The following is a 21,672-nucleotide window of genomic DNA, read 5'->3' on the forward strand; positions in this document are numbered from 1 at the left end:
TTGGGTGAGAGAACCGAGCGCGGTCTTCGTCCAGGTCGGTTCTGCGGACGCCCTGACCACGGCGGTCCGGAACGGCACGACCTGGTCGGCCGCCGGAGTCGATGTGGACTGGTCCGACGGCGCCGTCGACGTGACCGCCGCCTCCGTCTCGCGAGTCGCCCTCCGCTGGGCCGGAGACTTGCCCGCCGAAGCTCTCGTGCTCGGCGACGCCTGGGAGCGCTCGTACGGCGACCTGCAATGGCGGCATCTCCAACCCGAGCGGCTGCTCCCGTGGTACTTCCTCACCCACGATCCGCGGACCGGCAGCACGACGGGCGCCGGCGTGGAGGTCCAGCCGAATGCGTTCTGTGCGTGGACGGTCGACGCGGATGGGTTCACTCTGTGGCTAGACCTTCGCAACGGTGGCGGCCCGACCCAGCTGAACGGCCGGACCCTGACCGCCGCGATCGTCCGGGGTTTCGACGACGCCGGCACCCCCTGGCAGACCGTGGAAGCGGCGGTCGCCACCATGAGCTCCCGGCTACCGGCACGACCTGAGCCCGCGCCGGTAGTCGGGGCCAACAACTGGTACTACGCGTACGGCCAGAACTTCGACGAGAAGGCGGTGCTCAAGGACGCCGCCACGATCGTCGAGCTGGCCGACGGTCACCCGGTCAAGCCGTTCAGCGTGGTCGACGACGGCTGGTACCCGGGCGGCATCGCGTCCGGCGGCCCGTGGGACCTCGGCAAGCCCGGTGTGTTCGACGACATGGCCGGTACCGCGGCCGCGATCAAGGAGCTCGGAGCCCGGCCGGGCCTGTGGTTTCGCCCGCTCCTGGTCCGCGAGGCCGGTCCGTGGAGTCGCCCGGGACCCGGCAACGGCCGCGCGCTCGACCCGTCGTACCCCGAGGTCCTGGACCTTGTCCGCGCGGATCTGCAGCGGTTCAAGGGCTGGGGTTTCGAGCTGGTCAAGCACGACTTCAGCACGTACGACGTCTTCGGCCGGTTCGGGCCGGCGATGGGGTCGCGGCTGACGGACAGCGGTTGGCAGCTCCACGATCCGGAGCGGACGACGGCCGAGATCGTGCTGGCGTTCTACCGCGAGATCCGATCCGCGGCCGAGGACGTCGTACTGATCGGATGCAACACCGTCGGGCATCTCGCGGCGGGGCTGGTCGACGTGCAGCGCATCGGTGACGACACGTCCGGCCGGGACTGGGAGCGGACGCGGAAGATGGGCGTGAACACACTCGCGTTCCGGCTGCCGCAGCACAACCGGTTCTTCACCGTCGACGCGGACTGCGTCCCGTGTACGCCGGAGACGCCGTGGGAACTGAACCAGCGGTTCCTGGATCTGGTCGCCCGATCGGGGACCGCGCTGTTCGTGTCGGTCGATCCGGCGGCCCGGACGGAGCAGACGGACCGCGCGTTGAGTGACGGTATACGGTTGGCGCTCAGTGGCGGAGACGCGTCCGGGATCGAGCCGATGGACTGGCTTGTGAACACCACACCCACCGCGTGGCGGACGGGGAGCGGGACCATCCACTACGACTGGTCACGTCCGTGGGGTGCGGACCCGGTGTCCGGCTGATGGGGGAGTTGTGAGCGTTCGCCGGGGCACGAACCTCGATCGCGTCGGCGGGTTCAACGATGCGGTGGTCCTCGACACGATCCGCCGCAGTGCCCGGTTGAGCCGGGTGGAGCTTGCCGAGGTCACGGGTCTGTCCGGCCAGGCGATCTCCAACATCACTCGCCGACTGCTCGAAGCGGGACTGCTTCGTGAAGCCGGTCGGCAGAAGAGCACCGGCCTGGGCAAGCCGCGCACACTGCTCGAGCTCGAACCCGCCGGCCAGTACGCCGTCGGCGTTCACCTCGACCCCGCGGTCGTGACCGTCGTCGTACTCGACCTCACCGGCGAAGTGATCGCCCGTCGCAGTGTGGGTACGCCGCACGCCGACGACCCGGAGGTCCTGATCGACGGGATCGCGGCCACGATCGAGGACGTGATCACCGAGGCCGGTGCACCGCGCGATCGCGTGACCGGTGTCGGGATCGCCGCACCCGGACCGATCGACGTCGAACGCGGCGTCGTCGTCGACCCGCCCAACCTGTCCGCCTGGCATCTGGTCCCGCTACGAGACGAACTGCGCGAGCGGATCGGCCTGCCGGTGCTCCTGGACAAGGACGTGACGGCGGCGGCGTCGGCCGAGAAGTGGGCCGGCGGAGGCGGCAGCTTCGTCTTCTTCTACCTCGGCACCGGCGTCGGCGCCGGGCTGGTGATCGGCGACGAGGTGGTCCGCGGATCGTCCAGCAACGTCGGCGAGATCGGTCACGTGATCGTCGACCCGGACGGCCCGGTCTGCTACTGCGGACGCCGCGGCTGCGTCGGCGAGACCAGCCAGCCGCGCTACCTGGTCCAGCAGGCGATGCAGGCCGGAGTACTTGCCCAGGGCATCGACCTGGACGATCGCGGCGCGGTCGACGCGGCGTTCGCCCGGCTCTGCTCGGAGGCCGAGGACGGTCCGGGGCTCGCGCGCGAGATCGTCGCGGTGCTGGCCCAGCGGATCGCCAAGGTGGTCGAGGACATCGCGAACCTGCTCGACCTCGAACGCGTGGTGTTCGGCGGCCCGCACTGGGAGCAGCTCGCGCCACTGCTCGGCGACGCGGTCCGAGTCGCCCTCGAGGAACGCTTCCTGGTCCGCTCGGTGCACCCGTTCGAGGTCGCCGGTACGGCGCTCGGCGTCGACGTCGGCGCGATCGGCGCGGCCAGCCTGGTGCTCGACCAGACGTTCTCGCCCAATCCCTCGGTGCTGCTGCCCGACCGTGAACTCGTTGGTGAAAGGTGATGTGTCGATGATCGATCCCGAGGTTCTGTCCCGCGCCACCGAGGCGGTTCGCCGGGCGACCGGCGACGAGGTGATCGCGGAGATGTTCCGGCGGTCGATGGCCGAGAACCTGCCCGCGGTGGCCGAACGGCTGCCGGACGGCACGACGTTCGTGCTCACCGGCGACATCCCGGCGATGTGGCTGCGCGACTCCGCCGCCCAGCTCCGGCCGTATCTGCTGCTGTGCAAGGACGATCCCGCCCTGCAGGACGTGCTGATCGGCGTCCTGCACCGCCAGCTCGAGTACGTCGTCCTGGACCCGTACGCGAACGCGTTCAACCGCGAGCCCAACGGCGAGGGCCACACCGACGACGAGACCGAGATGTCGCCGTGGGTGTGGGAACGCAAGTACGAGATCGACTCGCTGTGTTTCCCGCTCGACCTGGCGTACCGGATGTGGCGGATCACCGGACGGGCGGATGTGATCGACGAGCGCCTGCGGGCCGCGGCCGACGCGATCATCGACCTGTGGACCGTGGAGCAGGACCACGAGGCGAGGTCGCCGTACCGGTTCCAGCGGGACGAACCGGACATGCTGCCGTCGGACACCCTGGCCCGCGAGGGGCGCGGCCGGCTGACCCGGCCGACGGGGATGTCATGGAGTGCTTTCCGGCCGAGTGACGATGCCACCGAGCTCGGGTTCAACGTGCCCGGCAACATGTTCGCGTCCGTGGTGCTCGGCTACCTGCAGGAGATGGCGGCCGAGGTGTTCGCGGACGAGTCACTCGCCGCGCGGGCCAAGGAGCTCAAGGCCGACATCGACGACGGCATCGCGCGGCACGGCATGGTCGACCACCCGGAACACGGCCGGATCTACGCGTACGAGGTGGACGGCGCCGGTGCGACCCTGCTGATGGACGACGCCAACATGCCGAGCCTGCTGTCGATGCCACTGAGCGGGTACGCAGCGGCGGACGATCCGACGTACGTCGCCACGCGCCGGCTCCTGTTGAGCGCCGAGAATCCCTTCTACTACAGCGGAACGCACGCCGCCGGTATCGGAAGCCCGCACACGCCGCCGGACCAGGTGTGGCCGATCGCCCTTGCTGTGCAGGGATTGACGAGCACGTCGGCGGAGGAGCGCCAGCGGTTGCTGGAGCTCCTCCGAGACACCACGGGCGGTACCGGCCAGATGCACGAGTCGTTCCACGTCGAGGATCCGGCCAACTTCACCCGCGAGTGGTTCTCCTGGGCGAACGCGATGTTCTGCGAGCTCGCGCTGGTCCACGCCGGGATCAGGTGACGTCCCGCCGCCGGGTCGTCCAGGCGGCCAGCCCGGCGAAGACCGCGCAGTAGACGAGCAGGGTCAGGAGGGCACGGCCGCCGCTGACCGCATCCCGCACCCCAGGAGGTGCGTCGGCCGCGGTGATGCCGGTGACGGCGAACACCAGCGAGCCGGCGTTGGTGCCCGGCAACGCGTTGGACACCACGTCGAGGTCCGGCAGCAGGCTGCTCACGACGCCGGCCAGCAGGGTCTCGATCCCCAGGATCCACACGACGCCCAGCCCGATCGGCAGCGCGACGTTGCGGAAGGCGACCGCCAGGACCGCACCGGCCAGACACCACATCATCAGCACCAACCAGCCGCCGGCGAGACCGCGCAGCAGGTCGAGCGGTCCCGGCCAGCTCGTCGAGCCGTTCTCGGCCGCCGCGATCCCGACACTGCACAGCGCGGAGGCGACGAAGATGCCGAGCACCCAGACCACGATCATGGTGCCGAGGGCGAGGAACTGTGCGGTCAGTACGGAGGCGCGACCGGGTCGCTGGGTGAGGATCGTCTTCAGCGTGCCCCAGGTGTACTCGCCGCCGATCACGATCGCGCCGAGCACCAGGGCGAGCGCACCGGCGAAGATCGGATAGCCGCCGATTGTGTTGTCCAGCACGTGACTCGGCAGCATGCCCTCGAGGACCTGCGCCCTCGGTACGCCGTCGGTCCCCGGATTGTCGTCGCCGGTGGCGTAGCCGAGGTACGGCAGCAGATAGCCGAAGATCAGGCTCAGCACCAGACCGGCGCCGAACAGCACCCACACCGCCGATCGCTTGCGGAGCTTCAGCAACTCCGCGCGGTAACTACCCGACATCAGCCTTCTCCTCGCTGCTGGTGAGCTCGAAGAAGATGTCCTCCAGAGCCCGTTCCGTGCTGTGCAACTCCGACACCGCGATCCCGGCCTCGACCAGGACCCGGTTCACGTCGGCGGCCCGGTCCGGGGCCACCTTGACCCGCAGCGTGTCGTCGTACAGGTGGACCGTGCCGGTGCCGAGGAAGTCGGTGAGGACCGACTGCGCGGTCTCCCGCGGTGCGGCCCGGACCACCAGTTCCTGCTCGCCGCGCAGATCCTCGACGTTGTGCTCGGCAACCATCCGGCCGGAGTTGATGATCCCGACCCGGTCGCAGATCTGCTGCACCTCGCCGAGCAGATGGCTGGACAGCAGCACCGTCCGTCCGTCCGAACCGAGCTCCCGGATCAGCCGGCGCATGTCCCGCATCCCGGCCGGGTCGAGCCCGTTGGTCGGCTCGTCCAGGATCACCAGCTCCGGGTCCTTCAGCAGCGCGGCCGCGACCCCGAGCCGTTGCTTCATCCCCAGGGAGTACGTCGAGAACCGGTCCTTGGCCCGATCGGTGAGATCGACCAGGTCCAGCACCTCGTCGATCCGCCCCCGCGGCACCGCGGCGTACTCGGCCAGCAGCCGCAGGTTGTCCAGACCGGAGAGGTACGGATAGAACGCCGGCGACTCGATCATCGACCCGGTTCGCCCGAGTACGTCGGCCTGCCCGGGTGCGCCACCGAGCACGCGGACACTGCCGCTCGTCGGCGCGATCAGCCCGGTCAGGATCCGCAACGTCGTCGTCTTCCCGGCGCCGTTCGGCCCGAGGAACCCGTAGACCTCCCCGGGCAGCACCGTCAGATCGACACCGTCGACCGCCAGGGTGTCGCCGTACCTCTTCGTCAACCCGGTCACCTCGACCAGCGGAGCAGCTGTCTCGTTCATAGCAACGAGACTGCCGGTCGAGTGCCTGGCGCCGCGTCGGCCGGAGGGAGTGACCGCTCCTACCGCAGCCGGAGTACTCCAGGGGTCAGCCGAGCCACCCCGGGCGGACAAGGCCGGTCTGGTAGGCGACGACGACGAGCTGGGCGCGGTCGCGGACGCCGAGTTTGATCATGGCGCGGCTGACGTGGGTCTTCGCGGTGGCGGGGCTGAGCACGAGGCGTTCGGCGATCTCGTCGTTCGACAGGCCCTCGCCGACCAGGGCGACGATCTCCTTCTCGCGTTCGGTCAGGACGTCGAGCTCCTTGCTGGCGTGGGGCTGCCGGCTGCGCGTCGCGAACTCGGCGACCAGTCGCCGGGTCACGCCGGGGGAGAGGAGCGCATCGCCGCGCGCCACCACCCGCACCGCCTGCAGCAGTTCGACCGGCTCCGTGTCCTTCACCAGGAAACCGCTGGCCCCGACCCGCAGCGCCTCGAACACGTACTCGTCCAGGTCGAACGTCGTCAGGATCACCACATGGACGTCGGCCAGCGCCTCGTCGGCACCGATCAGCCGGGTCGCCTCCAGCCCGTCGGTGCCGGGCATGCGGATGTCCATCAGCACGACGTCGGGCTTCTCCGCCTGCGCCACCGCGAACGCCTCGGCCCCGTCGGACACCTCACCGATCACCGTGATGTCGTCCTCGGCGTTCAGCAACGACCGGAACCCGGCCCGCACCAACGCTTGGTCATCCGCCAGCAGCACCCTGATCATGCGCTCACGCTAGAGCATGCGTCAGGCCAAGCCACTGCGTCAGGCCGGCCACTGCGTCAGGCCACCCACTGCGTCAGGCGAGTCCGGCGTCATGGGCGAGGAGGGCGATCTGGGTCCGGTTGCCGAGCTCCAGCTTGGTCAGGATGTGCGAGATGTGCGCCTTCACCGTCGCCAGGCTCATGTACAGCTCGGTGGCGATCTGCGCGTTCGCCTTCCCCTGCGCGACCGCGAGCATCACGTCGTACTCCCGTGGTGACAGCCGCTCGAGCGCCTGCTGTGCCGTCGTGTGCGCGTCCGCCTGCGTGGCGGCCCGGTCCATCAGCCGCCGGGTGATCGCCGGCGACAGGATCGGGTCGCCCGCGGCCACCCGTCGTACGGCGTCGACGATCTGCGCCGGCGGGGTGTCCTTCAACAGGAACCCGCTCGCGCCGGCGCGGAGCGCGTGCAGCACGTTCTCGTCGGTGTCGAACGTCGTCAGGACGACGACCTCCGGGGGATTGGTCCGGGCCCGGAGCCGGCGGGTCGCGACGATGCCATCCACCCGGGGCATCCGCAGATCCATCAGCACGATGTCCGGGAAGTGCGCGTCGACCGCGGCCGGGACCTCGTCGCCGTCGGCCGCCTGGCCGACCACCGCGATCCCGTTCGTCCCGTCGAGCATCATCTCCAGGCTGGCCCGGACGAGCGCGTCGTCGTCCACCACCAGCACGCGGATGGTTGCGTTCTCGTTCCCGGTCATGCAGGCCACGGTAGCGAGGCTTCGAGCCGGAACCCGCCGCCGGGCGCCTTTCCGTGATCGAGCGTGCCGCCGGCCAGGTGGACGCGTTCGGTCAGGCCGACCAGGCCGGTCCCGCTGCCCGGGGTGAGCGGCGTTCCGTTCGATGCCGGGTTGACCAGCTCGATCCGCAGGCCGTCGCCCGGCCCGCCGGCCACGGTCAGCCGGACCGGATGCCCGGCCGCGTGCTTGCGTGCGTTCGTGAGCCCTTCCTGCACGACCCGGTACGCCGTCCGTCCGGTTGCCGGAGGCAACGTCGCCGCGTTGGCGACACGATCGTCGTACGAGACCGTCGTACCCGCCTCGCGGGACTCGGCCACCAGCGCGGGGAGATCGCCGAACGTCGGCTGCGGCCGCCCACCGGGCATCTCGTCGATCTCGGTGTCGCGCAGCACGCTGATCACCTCCCGCAGCTCGTCGAGCGCCTGGTGGACGCCGGAGCGGATGACCCCGGCGGCCTTGGCGAGCTTCTCCGGCGACGAGTCCGGCCGATACTCGAGGGCGCCCGCGTACGTCGCCAGCAGCGACAACCGGTGGGCGAGAACGTCGTGCATCTCGCGGGCCATCTGGGTCCGCTCCAGAGTGCGCGCCTCGGCGACCCGGCGGCCCTGCTCGGCCTCGGCGCGCTCGGCGCGCTCGCGCAGGGAGTCCAGGAGTTGCTGACGGGCCTGCGTCCACTGCCCCCAGCCGAGGAGTGCCGCGTGGACGGCGAAGTCGAGGATGACGAACCACAGATAGCTGAGGTTGTCGAAGGAGCGCCAGAGTCCCTGGACGAGGTGGCCGGCGGTGCCGGCCAGCGCGACCAGGGCCGCCGTACGCAGCGGGAACCGTTGGGCAACGGTGAGCGTGCCGACGGTCGACGGGGGAGTGGCGGCGGGGGAGAGGGCTGCGAGGACGGCCAGGCCGAGCGCGGTGGAAACGGGCCGGCGGGGCAGCACGAGGAGGAGTCCGGTCGAGACGATCCCGACGATGATGTCGAGCGGTAGCCATTGTGTGTCGCCGGTGCTGGCCACCCGGCCGTAGATGCTGGCGGCCGACAGGACACCGACGATGGCCACGCCGACCAAGAACGCCCAACGACTCCGCCTCACCGGCGCACAAACCTCCATGCCGTTGACCCTAGGGGCGGGCTCCGGTTCCTCACCACCGACCAAAGTCGATCCCTTCCCGACTTCGGACCACCCCACCCGAGCCCCGCGGCCGATGCCGCGACACCTCGCCCTCAGCCACCGTGAACCCACCACCAACCACGGAGGCACCACGATGGCACCCAACCCCACCACCCCGGACTCGACCGCCCACACCGCACCCCCGCTCGTCCAACCTGAGTCAGTCGGCGTCACCCGGCCGACCCGGGTCCCGGGCCGGAGCCGCCTCGCCGTCGTCGGCGTGACCGCTGCGGCCGCCCTGATCCTGTGGGCGATCCTGGCTCCGCTCGCAGGCATCACCCTGGAGGCTCAGCAGGGCACGACGATGCACATCGGCGCAGCTCAGGTCTTCTTCGCCTCGGCCGCGATGGCCTTCGCGGGCTGGGGACTGCTCGCGATCCTGGAACGCAGTACCTTCAACGCCCGGAACGTCTGGACCGTCGTCGCAGTGATCGCCTGCGTCCTGTCGCTCGCAAGTCCGCTCCTGAACGGCATCGATGCCGGCGCGAAGCTCGGCCTCGCCTCACTCCACCTTGTGGTCGGCGCAGCTGTCATCCTTGGCCTGCGTCGTACCGCTCTGACAGCCCGGCAACGCTGCTAGGGAGCCTGCAACTGAGCCGCCTGGTAGAAGCCCCGGATATGCGCGGTCACCAACTCGGCCGCGCCTTCCGGCTCGCCCGCACGAATCGCCGCCACGATCGCGCGATGCTCGCCTCGCAGGGTGACGGCCATCGCCTCCCAATCCGGCAGATTGGGTACGGCGGCCAGCACGTACCCATGAATCGCGGATCGCAACGACGCCATCACCGCGGCGATCAGCACGTTGCCCGCCAACCCGGACAACGCCACATGGAACTCCGCATCGAGCAGATGGAACTCCTCCGGGGACAACCCGTCGGCGTCCATCCGGTCCAGCAGGTCATCGGCGACCTTCAACTCGGCTGCGTCCAGCCCCGGTGCACGCCCGGCGGCCTCCCGGGCGGACCACGACTCCAACAGGATCCGGGTCTGCACGACGTCGCTCATCGGCAGGTGATTGGTTGCCAGGTGCAACCGCAGTACGGCGGTCAGCGGTGACACCGGCTCCGCGACGATCACCGCGCCGGCCTCCGGACCGGACCCGGTCGCCGTCCGCACCACGCCCATCGCCTCGAGCACCCGGACGGCCTCGCGCACCGACGGCCGGCTGATGCCGAGTTGCTCGGCCAGCGTCCGCTCACCGGGCAGCCGCCCGCCGATCCGCAACCGCCCCGCGGCCAGATCGGCCTCGACCCGGTGCAGGACCAGTTCGTAGTTCTTCACGCGACAACCCCCGCCTCGGTTGTGGGCGACTCTACCTGTGTGGTCGGACCACACGCTATGCTGTGGTCCGACCACACGATCAGGTGCGCCTGGTCGTCCGCCGAACCGGCCGTTCCGGAGTTCTGATGACCGATCGACAGCTGCCCAAATGGTCCGAGCTGAAGCCGCTGCTGCGGCCGAAGCCGATCACGGTGAACGCGACCGACCGCCGGCTGGAGAAGGCGCTCACCATCGCGGACCTGCGGGCGATCGCCAAGCGGCGGACGCCGCGGTCGGTGTTCGACTACACCGACGGCGCGGCCGAGGCGGAGATCAGCCTGCGCCGCGCGCGCCGGCTGTTCGCGGAGATGGAGTTGCAGCCGTCGATCCTGCGCGACGTGTCCGACATCGACCTCGGGACATCGATCCTGGGCGGGCGGTCCGAGCTGCCGTTCGCGTTCGCGCCGACCGGGTTCACCCGGATGATGAACCACGAGGGCGAGAGCGCGGTCGTGAAGGTCGCCGAGGAGATCGGCATCCCGTACGCGCTGTCGACGATGGGGACCACCTCGATCGAGGACGTCGCCGCGGCGGCGCCGGCCGCGCGGAAGTGGTTCCAGCTGTACGTGTGGAAGGACCGCGACGCCGGTGAGGACCTGGTGAAGCGGTCGGCCGCCGCGGGCTACGAGGCCTTGATGCTGACGGTCGACGTACCGGTCGCCGGTGCGCGGCTGCGCGACGTACGCAACGGCTTCACCATCCCGCCGCAGCTGACGGCCAAGACTGTGCTGGACGCGTCGCTGCACCCGGCGTGGTGGGCCAACCTGCTGACCACGCGGCCGCTGACGTTCGCGTCGCTGTCCACCTGGGACGGCACGGTCGCCGAGCTACTGGACAAGCTGTTCGACCCCACGATGACCATCGACGACCTCAACTGGCTGCGCTCGATCTGGGACGGTCCTCTGATCGTCAAGGGCATCCAGACCGTCGACGACGCCCGCCGGGTGGTCGATGCCGGTGCGGACGCGATCGTGCTGTCCAACCACGGCGGCCGCCAGCTCGACCGGGCTCCGACGCCGCTGCGCATCCTCCCGGACGTCCGGAAGGCGGTGGGCAGTGACGCCGAGGTCTACCTCGACACCGGCATCATGTCGGGCGCTGACATCGTGGCGGCGATCGCTCTGGGCGCCGACGCGTGTCTGGTCGGCCGTGCGTACCTCTACGGCCTGATGGCCGGCGGCCAGCGCGGTGTGGCGCGTGCTGCGGAGATCCTGACCAAGGAGGTTCGCCGCACGATGGCGCTGCTCGGTGTCTCGCAGGTGGCGGACCTCAACCCGTCACACGTCCGCCTGCCGGAGCAGGCCGCTATAGCGGCAGGTTGGCGATGATGCGCAGGCCACCCGTCGGCGTTCGGGTGGCGGTGAGCGTCCCGCCGAGGGCGGTGGCTCGCTCACGCATGCCGATGATGCCGTTGCCTTCCTTCGGCGGGCCTGCGAGGGACTGACCGTCGTCGTCGACCTGCAGTACGAGCGACTGTTCGCCGTACTGGATGCGGACGGTCGCCTCGCTCGCCTTGGCGTGCCGGACGATGTTGGTGAGCGACTCCTGGATGATGCGGAACGCGGCCCGGTCCAGTCCGGTCGGAAGCGGATGCGGGTCGCCGTGGACGACCGTGTGCACCTCGAGGCCGGCCCGGGACGTCCGGCTGACCAGATGCTCGAGCCGCTCGAGTCCCGCGACCGGTTGGCGTGGTGCGGTCTCGTCGGACTGCCGCAGGATGCCGACGATCGAGCGCAGCTCCACCAGGGCTTCCTTGCTGGCGTCCTTGATCGCCGAGAGCGCCGGTCCGGCCTGTTCGGGCTGCCGGTCGACCAGATGCAGCGCGGTCGAGGCCTGCACGTTGATCAGCGAGATGTGGTGAGCCACCACGTCGTGCAGCTCCTGCGCGATCCGCAGCCGTTCCTCACCGGCCTTGCGCAGTTCCGCCTCCCGCCGGGTCCGGGCCGCAGCCATGACACGGTCGCGGTGCGCGCGGAAGAGCTCGGCAATGAACCCGAGTACGACGAAGCAGGTGCCGACGAGCAGGACCTGGTAGACGCCGTCCTCGTTGATCCCGAGCACCAACCGGCCGAGGAGATGTCCGACGTACAAGGTGATGAGGGCGGTCCAGCCCGCCAGCCGGTAGCCGCGCCGGATCACGCTGAAGACCGCGATCACGAACGCGAAGATCACCGGGCCGTACGCGTACTGCATCAGCATGTAGACGAGCGTCGAGCCGACCGTTGCCCACAGCACCGGAATCGGCCGGGTCTGCAGCCAGTACAGCGACACCGTCCCGATCAGCACCAGGACGACCATGAACCAGTCGGCGGCCCGGCGTTCCGGTTCGCCCCGGGACGCGCCGAGCGAGCCCACCACGCCGATCAGGGAGAGCACCAGCGGCAACGCGATCCGCCGCACCCGGGCCAAGGCGGTGGGTGCGGTTTCGGTTGTCAGGTCAGTCGTGCTCACAGTACGAAACCGTACGGGGCCGCGCGGTCAGGTGTCATCGTCGCCACGGAGTACTTCGTTCTGCTCCGCCGGGAGTATCCGGAGTCAGTACTTGACTTTGTAGATCTTCTCCTCGTACGCCTTGCCGTAGTACTCCTCCAGCTCGGCCAGGTCGGTGTCCTTCCGCTCGAGGGTCTTCGAGATGGTGGCCCGGTTCGCCATCGCGGTCGGGTCCCAGGTCTCGGGCTTCCACAGCTGCGAGCGCAGGAACGCCTTCGAGCAGTGATGGAAGACCTCCTCGATCTCCACCAGCAGCGCGAGCTGCGGCCGATTGCCCTTGACGATCATCTCGTCGAAGAACGGCGCCTCGCGGACGATCCGGGCCCGGCCGTTGATCCGGAGCGTGTCACCGCGGCCCGGGATGAAGTAGACCAGGCCGACGTGCGGGTTGGACAGGATGTTGGTGAAGCCGTCGACCCGCCGGTTGCCGGCGCGCTCGGGGATCGCGATCGTGCTGTCGTCAAAGACCTTGGTGAACCCGGCCGGGTCGCCCTTCGGCGAGACGTCGCAGCTGCCGTCGGCCGCGGACGTCGCGATCAGGCAGAACGGCGAGACCGACAACCACTGCCGGTCGAGCTCGTGGAGTTCCTTGCGGGTCTTGTCGGCGGCGGCCCCGAGGGGCTGCGGCACCACGCTGCGCAGCTCGTCGTACGTCGTGATCTCGACCAGTCCGGGGATGTCCATCAGACGGCGTTCTCCTCTACCGGCAACGGCTGGTCCGTCTCACTGACGGTCCTCGTCCGTGCAGCCCATCGTACGGCGGGACCAGTTGCGCAACTGGTCCCTAGGAACAGTGCACCCACAGCGATCCAGCCGATCGGACCCCACCCCAGGACCACTGTGGTCAGCAGTGCCGGACCTAGCATGCGTGCAATTGCAGGGCCGGTGCCGAAGAAGCCCTGGTACTGCCCTTGCTTGTCGGCCGGGGCCAGTCCGAAGCTGATTTCCCACGCACCGGACGCCAGCTTCATCTCGCCGAGCGTCAGCAGTGCGGCGGCGACGACCAGTACGACGGCCGCGGCCCAGGCGCTCATCTTGGCGGCGGAGATGGCGAACACCGCGCACGCGGCCAGCATCGCGACTCCGGCGAACCGGACCGACCGGGTGGCGGTGCGCAGGTCGCGAACGCTGCGGGCGATCCGCACCTGGAAGAACGTGACTCCGAGCGTGTTGACGATCAGCAGCGAGGCGACCACCCAGTCCGGTGCGTCGGTGTGCGAGACGATCCACAGCGGCGCTACCAGGCTGAGCAGCGGCATGAACAGCAGCATGATCGAGTTCAGCAGCGCGAGGACGGCGTACGGGCGGTCGTGTAGCACGGCGAGCCGCGGCTCACCCTTCACGCGCAGTCTGACCGCCACCGACGGCACGCGGTGGAGCAGGCGGGCCGCGATCAGGAAGCTGAGTGCGTCCAGTGCGAAGACCGTCAGGTACGCCGTTGACGTGTCGAAGCGGAGCGCGATACCGCCGAGTGCGGCGCCCACTGCGAGGCCTGCGTTGACTGTGGACTGGAGGAAGGCTCGGATGCGGGTGCGCTCGGCCGGCGTGACCAGACCGGCCAGGAGTGCTTGCCGGGCGGCCGTGAGACCAGTCTGGCTGCAGGCGTAGACGATCGCGGCGACCAGGAACAGAGCGAAGCTGCGGACGAAGAGGAACGAGGCGACCGAGGCCGCGGTCGTCAGGGCGAGCAGGACGGCTGTGCCGCGGGGGCCCCGACGGTCGGCGAGGTTGCCGAGCGGGACACCGGTGAGGAAGCCGACCAGCCAGGCGATCGTGAGGCCGAGGCCGACCTCGGCGGTCGACAGTCCGACGACCCGGGTGAAGAAGAGCGCCGAGGTGACGATGAACGCGCCGTCGCCGACCGAGTTGGCCAGTTGCGCCATCGCGAGGTCGCGGGGTGCTCCGGCCGGCGGCAGGATGCCGCCGCGTCCGCTGCGTACTCGGTCTGTCGTGATGCTCATCGGAGTCTCCCTCGGCTCGGTCTGCTTCGAGCCTAGGAGAGCAGCGGCCCAGCAGGCAGATCCACTTCATGCCTCCTGTGGTGGGCCATTTGAGCGGCGACCTGACCATCAGCACCACCGACTGTGGGCGCGGGAATTGGTCTGTGGATAACTCTCTGCGGCGGTCGGAACGACGGCACTTTGTAGGTATGAGCTTCCAGAACCTCCCACCCACGTGGACCAGCCAGCCTCTGTCCGATCCCGCCCGTGCCGCCGACGTCGTCGACCTCATGGTCACCCTCGGCGACCGGCGCCGCGGCACCTTCACCGTCCTACTCTGCGACCCCGACAACCACTACCGAGCAGCCCTGACCCTCGCCCTACCCGAAGACTTCGCGACTCCGATCGAGCACGTCGGCCCGCATCACCACCGCGCCGGGACTGCATCGAATCACCACCCCGCTGGGACCGCCGGCGTCTGCTCATCCGCACTGGACCCGATCCTGCCCGCTGTCCGAACAGCGCCGGGCACCGGTCTCATTCTGGCTCTAGGCCGCCCAGGACCGCCGTTCCAGCCGGAGATGGACACCGAGTGGGCCGAAGCCGCCACCCGCATCTGCCAAGCCGCCGACGTCCGCCTCCTCGGCTTCTACGTAGCCTCAGCCGACCACATCTACCAACCCCAACCCCAACCCCAAACCCAAGCCGCCGCCTGACCCCGCCCCCATCCACAGTCAGACCAACCACCCCACACCCCGTCCATGGCCGCAGCTAGGCCAACCACCTCGCACCCGGTCCACGGTCAGAGCAGGACCAAGCATCCCGCACCCCGTCCACGGCCGCAGCCAGGTCAACCACCTCGCACTCCGTCCGCAGCCAGACCAAGCACCCTGCACCTAGCCCATGGCCACCGCCTACTACCCACACCCGTCGACAGCAGCAGCCGACCGATCACCCGCTCTACCCACCGGCCGAGGGGTCAGCGGACGCCTCGGGGGCGGAATTGGATGCTGATGCGAGGTCCGACGCGGCCGGACGCCTTGGGGATCGCGTGTTCCCAGGTGCGCTGGCACGAGCCACCCATGACGATGAGGTCTCCATGCCCGAGCGGATAACGCACCGTCGAACCCACCGGCCCACTCGTCCCACCCGGCCGCGGCCGCAACGCGAGCACACGCGGCTCCCCGACCGACAGAATCGCGACCATCGTGTCCTCGTGATTCCCGCGCCCGATCCGGTCCCCGTGCCAGGCGACGCTGTCCCGCCCATCCCGGTAGAAGCACAACCCCGCCGTCCGGAACGGCTCACCCAACTCGTCCGCGTAATGCTCACTGAGCAGATCCCGAGCCTCATCCAGGATCGGCACCGGAAGCTCCTCGTTCTCCCCGTAGAAGCACAACAGCCGCGGTACGTCGACCACCCGGTCGTACATCTGCCGCCGCTCGGCCTGCCACGGCACATCCCGCGCCAACCGCTCGTACACCTGATCGGCCCCGGTCAACCACCGCGGCAGCACGTCGATCCACGCCCCAAGTCCCAGCTCCGTCCGCCCGACCCCCGCCAGCGAACCCAGCGCAGGATCCTCGAACGCATCCAGCAACGACCCTTGAAGCCCAGCAGCCATAACCCCACCATACCTGAGATTCGAACATATGTTCCCCTGAATCTCGTCGGCCTGGACGGACATGTGTGATGTCTCAGGACATGGGTGACAGTTCTGCCTCAGGACATCGGTGACAGTTGATGTCTCAGGACATCGGTGACGTTTCAGCCAGTCTTGGGCGCTGTCCGGGAGGTCGGCCGTTGCCGAGGTAGGTCACGCCGGGCGCCGGTTGGGTGTCCTCGACCAGCTTGGTCAGGCTCCCGCGGACCCTGGCTGGCGGTGTGACCCAACAGGTCGTGATGTACGACGGTGCCGGCCAGGTGGTCGGCGGCGACACGGGCACCTCGGACAACGCGCCGGACAGTCCCGGCCGGCCTGAGCTATCGAGAGACCTGGACCGGCATGCCCGCCATGAGCACAGCCACGCGCGCTGCCTACACGGTGTGGCCATCGGGTCCTGTGGGTTGAGGCAGCGTCGTGTTCGCGGTCATGGGTCTGATGCGTGCCGCGTCCCGCAAGGTTTTGGCTGACTGATGACAAGTTCCGAATGCTCCACGAGGCGGACGCGGCGAATCCGCCGGACGCCGACCATCGGATCCAGGTGGACGCACTCAACGTGCAGAACCAGACCGAGAAGGTGGCAAGACTCTGGCAGTACGTCGATGATTTGCTGCCGAATTACGTCAGCGTGATATGACCCCGGTAAACGTAGGTGACTGGTTCTCCGATGATGTCCTTGAAGTCGAGGCGGCCGGTGGCGCCGGCCAAGCCGCCAGTGCCACTGCCCGCAGCGATCGGGTGTTGACAACGCCCGCGAAATTCCGTGCCATCGGGTTCGAACTTGGCCTCGAACCTGTAGGTGGTCGCGAACGTTCCCTCGGGACCACCATTGAGTCTGCCGACGAAGACCTCTTCACCGGTCTCCAGGTATGCGCCGCTCGGCGTCTGATGGACCGAGTCGACTCTGGTGTACAAGCAGCCGTCCAGGCTGCCAGTCATGGCGAGCCCTGGGTAGCTGACGAATTCCTCGTACCCCGTGGGCGGGGCAGGACACTGGACCGCGTCATACAACGCGTCCCCGGAGAGTTGATTCGCCGCCGCTTGCGCATTCACAGGGAGCGCTATCAGTACGCTCATCACCAAGGCGAACAGGAACATGAGTCGTTGATTCTTCAGCACGGTTTTCCCCCATTCGGCAGGGACGAATTGGTCGCCCCCACATTTCACCATCACGCAGATAACGCGCCATGTCCATGGCCGCGCGCACCTAACCGTCCGCGATCGTACGTGCGGCTTCGCGAACCATCGTGGAGAGTTCAGCTGGGGCGATTTGGGCGTTGTCCGGGAGGTCGGCCGTTGCCGCGGTAAGTCACGCCGGGCGCCGTTTGGTGCTCGATGAATTTGGTCCGGCTCATTGAGGAGCTGGGAGCACCACGCCAATGACGCGTCGCGCATCGTTCGCCAGCGCCGGGTTGGTGTCCTTGTGATCCGCCAACACGATCAGGGCCTGTGACAGCACGCGCCCGCGTCCGCGCAGCCACGTCGCGTCGTCCACGTCCAGCGCCGCACGGAACTCGTCGCGGACGCTCGCGGGCAGCAGGTACCACACGGGGAACAGGTCGCACGCCGGATCGCCGACACCGCACGTCTCGAAGTCGAGCACCGCGGTCAGCCGGCCCTCAGCCGACACGAGCATGTTGCTCGGCGTCAGGTCCGAGTGCACCCACGCCTCGCGCCCGTCGTACGGCGCCGCGAGCGACTCCTCCCACGACGCCAGCGCGGCGCGAGTGTCGATCAGGCCATCCAGCTCGCCGATCGCCTTCCGCGTCGAGGAGTCCATCGAGACCATCGGAGCGCGCGTCCGGCGCTCGCCCGCATACGCCGGGGGCCGGTCTGGCAGGTCGATCCGCCGGAACGCGTCGACGAACACCGCGAGGTCCGTCGCCAGCCGGGATGGGTCGGTGAGCGCGTCGGGGAAGGGGTGCGTACCGCTGAGCCAGCGGTGGACGGACCACTCGCCCGGGAACGCGTCAGTGGGTGAGCCGATCGCCTCGACAGAAGGGATGGCCACAGGCAGGAACGGCGCGAGTGCCGCGAGTTTCGCCTGCTCCCGTCGGACTATGTCGTTGATCGAGGGCCGGAGCGGCAGCCGTACGGACAGGTCGGAACCGAGGCGGTAGATCGCGTTCACCAATCCACCGGAGTCGACCGGCTCCAGCGGCAACGCGGCCCACCGCGGGAACTGAGCGGCCACCAGTTCGCGGACGAGCGGCGTGTCGATATCGACCTGATCGGCGTAGACCTTGCGGGGACTCACGAGCCCCATCGGAATGGTCGGCCCGTCCGCTGTCAACCCGGTTTCGGATCGAGTCGGCCAACAGCAGCCAGGCCAGGCAGGCCGGGCGAGCTACGGCCCGCCGCGTGCCTGTGAGCGAGCTTGTTGACCGGCGTGTGATCAGCTGCCATGGTCAGCGGATCTCGCTCCAGCGGACTCCGGTCCAAGGTGGCAGGTCGAGCGAGCGGGATGCCCAGCTGAGGCAGATCACGGCGATACGTTGAAAGACCCTGCGGAGCCACTGCGGAGCCTGCGTCTCGTGAGCGGCCCGGCGAGCGTACCGACCGGCGATGTGGGCCGCCCAAGGCCCTCCTTCAGGTAGGACGTCGAACGGATCCGGGCCGCCTTCGAGTGGCAACGTAGCGAGTGCCGAAGCGAGGTCCTGCTGTGGATTCCCACGAATGGCCTGGGCCCAGTCCACCAGCACCACGCGTCGCCCGACGAAACACAGATTGTCGCTCCGGACGTCGTTGTGCACCAGCGCATCACCCCCGACTGGGACGTTGCCCTCCGCTTCCACCAGTCCCTCCAGCGCAGCGCTGAACCAGGCCTCGCTGCACAGGCCGAGCGCCAGGAAGTCATCCGCCTCGCGCTCGATCAACGGCCACTGCGGCTGGAATCCGTCCCGGGCTGACGGAAGGGATGCCGGCGGGGGCAGCTCACCGACCCGCCGCAGTGCCGCGAACAGGAGATCGAACTGACCGGGTTTCCACGTCACCGGGTCATGGTCGGCCGGCCAATGCGCAGCACGCAGGTCCTCCATCACGAGGACCGGGCGATCGCCGTCCTCGAGCCAGGCCAGCTCCCGAGCGACCAGGTCGCTGTCGACACTGGAGACGATCTCATGCTCTGTACGGAGCCCTTTCGCTCCCTGGTCATCGACGGCAGCCTTCACGAAGGCGCTCGAGCCGTCAGCAAAGCCAACGACGAAGGACGCGGCCGACAGCCCGGTGTGCGGCCGATGCCAGTCAATCGGCTCTTTGCCTAGTGCCGACGCAATCAACGTCTGCAGCTCCTGCGTCGGATGCCCGTCCTTTGTCACAGCTTGCGGCTTTCGTTCAGCCGACGAAGGCGACTGTGTTGCCGTCCAGGTCGCGCACGATGAAGTCCGTGCCGCCCCAGGCTTGCTTGGTGAGCTTCTGGGCTGGCTCCACGCCCGCTGCGAGATACTCCGCGTACAACTCCTTGACGTTTCGAGTTTCGATGAAGGCCATGATGAGCCCTTCCTCGCGCGCGGTGTCAGCAGCGAGCACCGGCTCATGCACGAACCGCAAGTGCAAGGTAGCGTCGTCGCGCGACACCGAGCCATAGAACGGCGGATGCCCGTGCAGGAAGTCGACACGGAACCCGAGGCGATCGCGATAGAACTCGGCGGCCGCCCGTACATTGCGAACGAACAGGACCGGCCGCGCGGCGTCGAGCAGGACGGGCTTCGGAGCCTCGGGTGGTCGTGGCGACGCGTCCTCGACGGCCGCCCTCAGCGCGGCCCAACTGTCGTAGCCCGCCTCGAGCGCAATGATCTCCTGCGCCTCCGTGAGCTTGAAGTTCAGCGCGAGCGATTCGTGATCCGTCACATCGCGGTATCGCGGCAGCTGGCGGATGCGGCCACCGACCGAGTGGTTGCGGTCGCGGTGCCAGCGCAGGAGTTGCTTGGCTTGCTTCTTGTACGTTTCGAGCACGGGCATGGCGTTCCTCCCAGGGTTGAGCTGGAGTAGGTGGGCCTTGCCCTTTCGGCGTCTTGCGCCGTTGCGCCCAGACTGGAGACTAGCTCGCGCTTTCGCATGAATTTAGCACGGACCGATTGCCTTGCAGTGCCCCACTGCACGGTACGGGTCGGCAACCGGCCGGCCATGCAGCAGTTCGGCGACGTCGTCCCGCCGATGGTTGGCCCGCCCATCGACAAGACTCTGGTACGACGGGATGACGGGATGGCGGGGCGATCGGGTGGAGGGCAGATGGCGCGGCTGGTGATTCGGAACGTGTCGGTGCTGGTGGTGCCTGAGGCGGGGGAGTGCCGGATCGACGAGTTTCAGGATCTGCATGTTCACGACGACCGGATCACTGCTGTTGCCCCGACCGGAGCCGACCCCGGAGTCGCGTTGGAGGAGGCAGGCAGTTCGCTGGGGGAGTTGGAGGTGATCGACGGGACTGGGCTGCTGGCTGTGCCGGGGTTGGTGAACTCGCATACGCACAGTCCGATGGTGATGATGCGGGGCGCGGCCGAGGACGTGTCGATCGACGACTGGTTCAACCAGCGGATCTGGCCGATGGAGGTCAATCTGACGCCGGATCGGGTGCGCGTCGGAGCACGCCTGGCGTGCGCGGAGATGCTGCTGGCCGGCGTGACGACGTTCGTGGACCACTACTTCTACGCCGACCAGATCGCGCGGGCCGTGGTCGAGTCCGGCATCCGCGCCGACCTCGCCCCGACGTACTTCTCCTCGACAGGCCCGGAAGCCATCGATGCAGCCGTCGCGACCACTCGCGACCTCAGCACCCTCAACCCGCGCATCACCGTCAGCCTCGGCCCACACGCGACGTACACGGTGACGGACGAGGACCTTCGTCGTACGGCGGACATCGCGCGAGCCGAGGGGTTCCGGATCCATCTGCACGCGGCCGAGACCGAGGAGCAGACGCGTTCGTCGATGGACCGACTCGGTGTCACGCCCATGGAGGTCCTCGACCGGACCGGCGTGCTGGACGCCGGCGCCTTGATCGCCCACGGCTGCGGCATTCGCGAGTCCGACCTGGCGATCCTCGAGCCCCACGCCGATCGCATCGCGGTCGCCAGTTGCCCGAAGGTCTATCTGAAGCTCGCGATGGGTTCGGTGACACCGATCCGAAGCCTGCAGTCGATCGGTGTGCCGGTCGGCGTCGGCACCGATGGAGCAGCGGTCCACAACACGCTCGACGTCTGGGAGTCGATGCGCATGGTCGCCCTCACCCAGAAGCAACGCGAACAAGACGCCGAGTGGATGACCATCTCCGACACCCTCCGCCTCGCCACCCGGGGTGGCGCCAAGGCGGCCGGTCTCCCCGACACCATCGGCGCCCTCGAACCTGGCCGCCAGGCCGACATCGCCCTGGTCGACCTCTCCGGGCCGCATTGCCAACCGCTCCACGACCCTCGAGCGGCTCTCGTGTACTCCGTTCGACCGTCCGACGTCGTCACCGTCCTCGTCGCGGGCCAGGTCGTCGTACGCGACCGTCGACTCACCACCCTCGATCTCGACGAGGTCCTCGCCGAAGCCCGCGACCTGGCCCACACCCTCGTGGATCTCTCGAAGGGCGGCGCCGTCCAGCACTACACCCCCTGACCAACAGCAACGCCCCGGCCGATTCGACCGGGGCGTGCCGAGGGTGGTGCGCCTGCAGCGCGCGCTGGACGACAGGCAGTTGCCTGCGGCGCGCTCTAGGCTTTGGGCACGACG

Annotated in this window: 22 protein-coding genes; 8 read left to right on the forward strand and 14 right to left on the reverse strand. The window is 68.8% G+C overall.

Translation table 11 applies throughout. The annotated features are described in order from the left end of the window. Positions 1–4: 4 nt before the first annotated feature. From ACGFH6_RS10010 to ACGFH6_RS10020, 3 genes are read left to right on the forward strand one after another with little or no spacing between them, the layout of a single operon-like run. Positions 5–1,570 carry a hypothetical protein gene (locus tag ACGFH6_RS10010; RefSeq protein ID WP_393382166.1) on the forward strand — a complete coding sequence of 522 codons (1,566 nt, stop codon included), beginning with the start codon at positions 5–7 and terminating at the stop codon, positions 1,568–1,570. A 10-nt stretch (positions 1,571–1,580) separates the two neighbouring features. Continuing rightward, positions 1,581–2,825 carry an ROK family protein gene (locus ACGFH6_RS10015; protein WP_393382167.1) on the forward strand — a complete coding sequence of 415 codons (1,245 nt, stop codon included), beginning with the start codon at positions 1,581–1,583 and terminating at the stop codon, positions 2,823–2,825. A gap of 7 nt (positions 2,826–2,832) precedes the next feature. After that, positions 2,833–4,107 (forward strand): glycoside hydrolase family 125 protein, encoded by a 1,275-nt coding sequence (locus tag ACGFH6_RS10020; RefSeq protein WP_393382168.1) that lies wholly within the window; start codon positions 2,833–2,835, stop codon positions 4,105–4,107. On the opposite strand, the gene ACGFH6_RS10025 is transcribed toward ACGFH6_RS10020, so the two are convergent. From ACGFH6_RS10025 to ACGFH6_RS10045, 5 genes are all read right to left on the reverse strand, one after another. Then, the gene (locus ACGFH6_RS10025; protein WP_393382170.1) at positions 4,100–4,945 is read right to left on the reverse strand and encodes an ABC transporter permease subunit; all 846 of its coding nucleotides are present in this window, start codon (positions 4,943–4,945) and stop codon (positions 4,100–4,102) included. The two genes, ACGFH6_RS10020 and ACGFH6_RS10025, sit on opposite strands and share 8 nt — an antisense overlap. After that, on the reverse strand, positions 4,935–5,855 hold the full coding sequence (locus ACGFH6_RS10030; protein WP_393382171.1) for an ABC transporter ATP-binding protein: 921 nt from the start codon (positions 5,853–5,855) through the stop codon (positions 4,935–4,937). The genes ACGFH6_RS10025 and ACGFH6_RS10030 overlap by 11 nt, the downstream gene beginning before the upstream one ends. An 85-nt stretch (positions 5,856–5,940) precedes the next feature. Beyond that, positions 5,941–6,606 carry a response regulator transcription factor gene (locus ACGFH6_RS10035; RefSeq protein ID WP_131514913.1) on the reverse strand — a complete coding sequence of 222 codons (666 nt, stop codon included), beginning with the start codon at positions 6,604–6,606 and terminating at the stop codon, positions 5,941–5,943. A 73-nt stretch (positions 6,607–6,679) separates the two neighbouring features. Further along, positions 6,680–7,345, reverse strand: a complete 666-nt coding sequence (locus ACGFH6_RS10040) for a response regulator transcription factor (protein WP_360443711.1) — start codon at positions 7,343–7,345, stop codon at positions 6,680–6,682. After that, complete coding sequence (locus ACGFH6_RS10045) at positions 7,342–8,472, reverse strand: sensor histidine kinase (protein WP_393382173.1); 1,131 nt, start codon at positions 8,470–8,472, stop codon at positions 7,342–7,344. Before ACGFH6_RS10045 ends, ACGFH6_RS10040 begins: the two co-directional genes overlap by 4 nt. A 172-nt stretch (positions 8,473–8,644) precedes the next feature. Here ACGFH6_RS10045 and ACGFH6_RS10050 point away from each other — a divergent pair, with 172 nt between their 5' ends. After that, complete coding sequence (locus tag ACGFH6_RS10050; protein WP_393382176.1) at positions 8,645–9,130, forward strand: DUF6069 family protein; 486 nt, start codon at positions 8,645–8,647, stop codon at positions 9,128–9,130. Here ACGFH6_RS10050 and ACGFH6_RS10055 read toward each other — a convergent pair. Continuing rightward, a complete protein-coding gene (locus ACGFH6_RS10055; protein WP_393382178.1) occupies positions 9,127–9,831 on the reverse strand; it encodes a FadR/GntR family transcriptional regulator in 705 nt (234 codons plus the stop codon). The two genes, ACGFH6_RS10050 and ACGFH6_RS10055, sit on opposite strands and share 4 nt — an antisense overlap. 125 nt (positions 9,832–9,956) lie before the next feature. Here ACGFH6_RS10055 and ACGFH6_RS10060 point away from each other — a divergent pair, with 125 nt between their 5' ends. Further along, positions 9,957–11,198, forward strand: coding sequence for an alpha-hydroxy-acid oxidizing protein (locus ACGFH6_RS10060; protein ID WP_393382180.1), 1,242 nt, complete (start codon positions 9,957–9,959; stop codon positions 11,196–11,198). On the opposite strand, the gene ACGFH6_RS10065 is transcribed toward ACGFH6_RS10060, so the two are convergent. The 3 genes from ACGFH6_RS10065 to ACGFH6_RS10075 form a co-directional block, all read right to left on the reverse strand. After that, positions 11,176–12,321 carry a sensor histidine kinase gene (locus tag ACGFH6_RS10065; RefSeq protein ID WP_393382182.1) on the reverse strand — a complete coding sequence of 382 codons (1,146 nt, stop codon included), beginning with the start codon at positions 12,319–12,321 and terminating at the stop codon, positions 11,176–11,178. The genes ACGFH6_RS10060 and ACGFH6_RS10065 overlap by 23 nt on opposite strands. Positions 12,322–12,405: 84 nt before the next feature. Beyond that, positions 12,406–13,044 (reverse strand): pyridoxamine 5'-phosphate oxidase family protein, encoded by a 639-nt coding sequence (locus tag ACGFH6_RS10070; RefSeq protein WP_393382185.1) that lies wholly within the window; start codon positions 13,042–13,044, stop codon positions 12,406–12,408. Further along, positions 13,044–14,321 carry an MFS transporter gene (locus ACGFH6_RS10075; RefSeq protein ID WP_393382187.1) on the reverse strand — a complete coding sequence of 426 codons (1,278 nt, stop codon included), beginning with the start codon at positions 14,319–14,321 and terminating at the stop codon, positions 13,044–13,046. The genes ACGFH6_RS10070 and ACGFH6_RS10075 overlap by 1 nt, the downstream gene beginning before the upstream one ends. A 188-nt stretch (positions 14,322–14,509) precedes the next feature. Between ACGFH6_RS10075 and ACGFH6_RS10080 the strand changes: the two genes are divergently transcribed. Continuing rightward, the gene (locus tag ACGFH6_RS10080; RefSeq protein WP_393382190.1) at positions 14,510–15,016 is read left to right on the forward strand and encodes a hypothetical protein; all 507 of its coding nucleotides are present in this window, start codon (positions 14,510–14,512) and stop codon (positions 15,014–15,016) included. A 263-nt stretch (positions 15,017–15,279) separates the two neighbouring features. Here the strand turns inward: ACGFH6_RS10080 and ACGFH6_RS10085 are convergent, their stop codons facing one another. Next, a complete protein-coding gene (locus ACGFH6_RS10085) occupies positions 15,280–15,924 on the reverse strand; it encodes an alpha-ketoglutarate-dependent dioxygenase AlkB (protein WP_393382192.1) in 645 nt (214 codons plus the stop codon). A gap of 526 nt (positions 15,925–16,450) precedes the next feature. Here ACGFH6_RS10085 and ACGFH6_RS10090 point away from each other — a divergent pair. Next, positions 16,451–16,600, forward strand: a complete 150-nt coding sequence (locus ACGFH6_RS10090; RefSeq protein WP_393382194.1) for a hypothetical protein — start codon at positions 16,451–16,453, stop codon at positions 16,598–16,600. Here the strand turns inward: ACGFH6_RS10090 and ACGFH6_RS10095 are convergent. The 4 genes from ACGFH6_RS10095 to ACGFH6_RS10110 all read right to left on the reverse strand — a co-directional run bounded on the left by ACGFH6_RS10095 (position 16,582) and on the right by ACGFH6_RS10110 (position 19,923). Further along, the gene (locus ACGFH6_RS10095) at positions 16,582–17,082 is read right to left on the reverse strand and encodes a hypothetical protein (protein WP_393382195.1); all 501 of its coding nucleotides are present in this window, start codon (positions 17,080–17,082) and stop codon (positions 16,582–16,584) included. The genes ACGFH6_RS10090 and ACGFH6_RS10095 overlap by 19 nt on opposite strands. Before the next feature lie 232 nt (positions 17,083–17,314). Continuing rightward, positions 17,315–18,220, reverse strand: coding sequence for an aminoglycoside phosphotransferase family protein (locus ACGFH6_RS10100; RefSeq protein WP_393382197.1), 906 nt, complete (start codon positions 18,218–18,220; stop codon positions 17,315–17,317). A 151-nt stretch (positions 18,221–18,371) separates the two neighbouring features. Beyond that, positions 18,372–19,280, reverse strand: a complete 909-nt coding sequence (locus ACGFH6_RS10105; RefSeq protein WP_393382199.1) for a phosphotransferase — start codon at positions 19,278–19,280, stop codon at positions 18,372–18,374. A gap of 16 nt (positions 19,281–19,296) precedes the next feature. Further along, positions 19,297–19,923 carry a VOC family protein gene (locus ACGFH6_RS10110; RefSeq protein WP_393382201.1) on the reverse strand — a complete coding sequence of 209 codons (627 nt, stop codon included), beginning with the start codon at positions 19,921–19,923 and terminating at the stop codon, positions 19,297–19,299. Between the two features lie 270 nt (positions 19,924–20,193). Between ACGFH6_RS10110 and ACGFH6_RS10115 the strand changes: the two genes are divergently transcribed. Continuing rightward, entirely contained in the window at positions 20,194–21,558 is a 1,365-nt protein-coding gene (locus ACGFH6_RS10115) for an amidohydrolase (RefSeq protein ID WP_393382203.1), read from the forward strand. Positions 21,559–21,672 lie beyond the last annotated feature (114 nt).

Source organism: Kribbella sp. NPDC049227, assembly GCF_043197265.1.
Lineage (GTDB): Bacteria > Actinomycetota > Actinomycetes > Propionibacteriales > Kribbellaceae > Kribbella.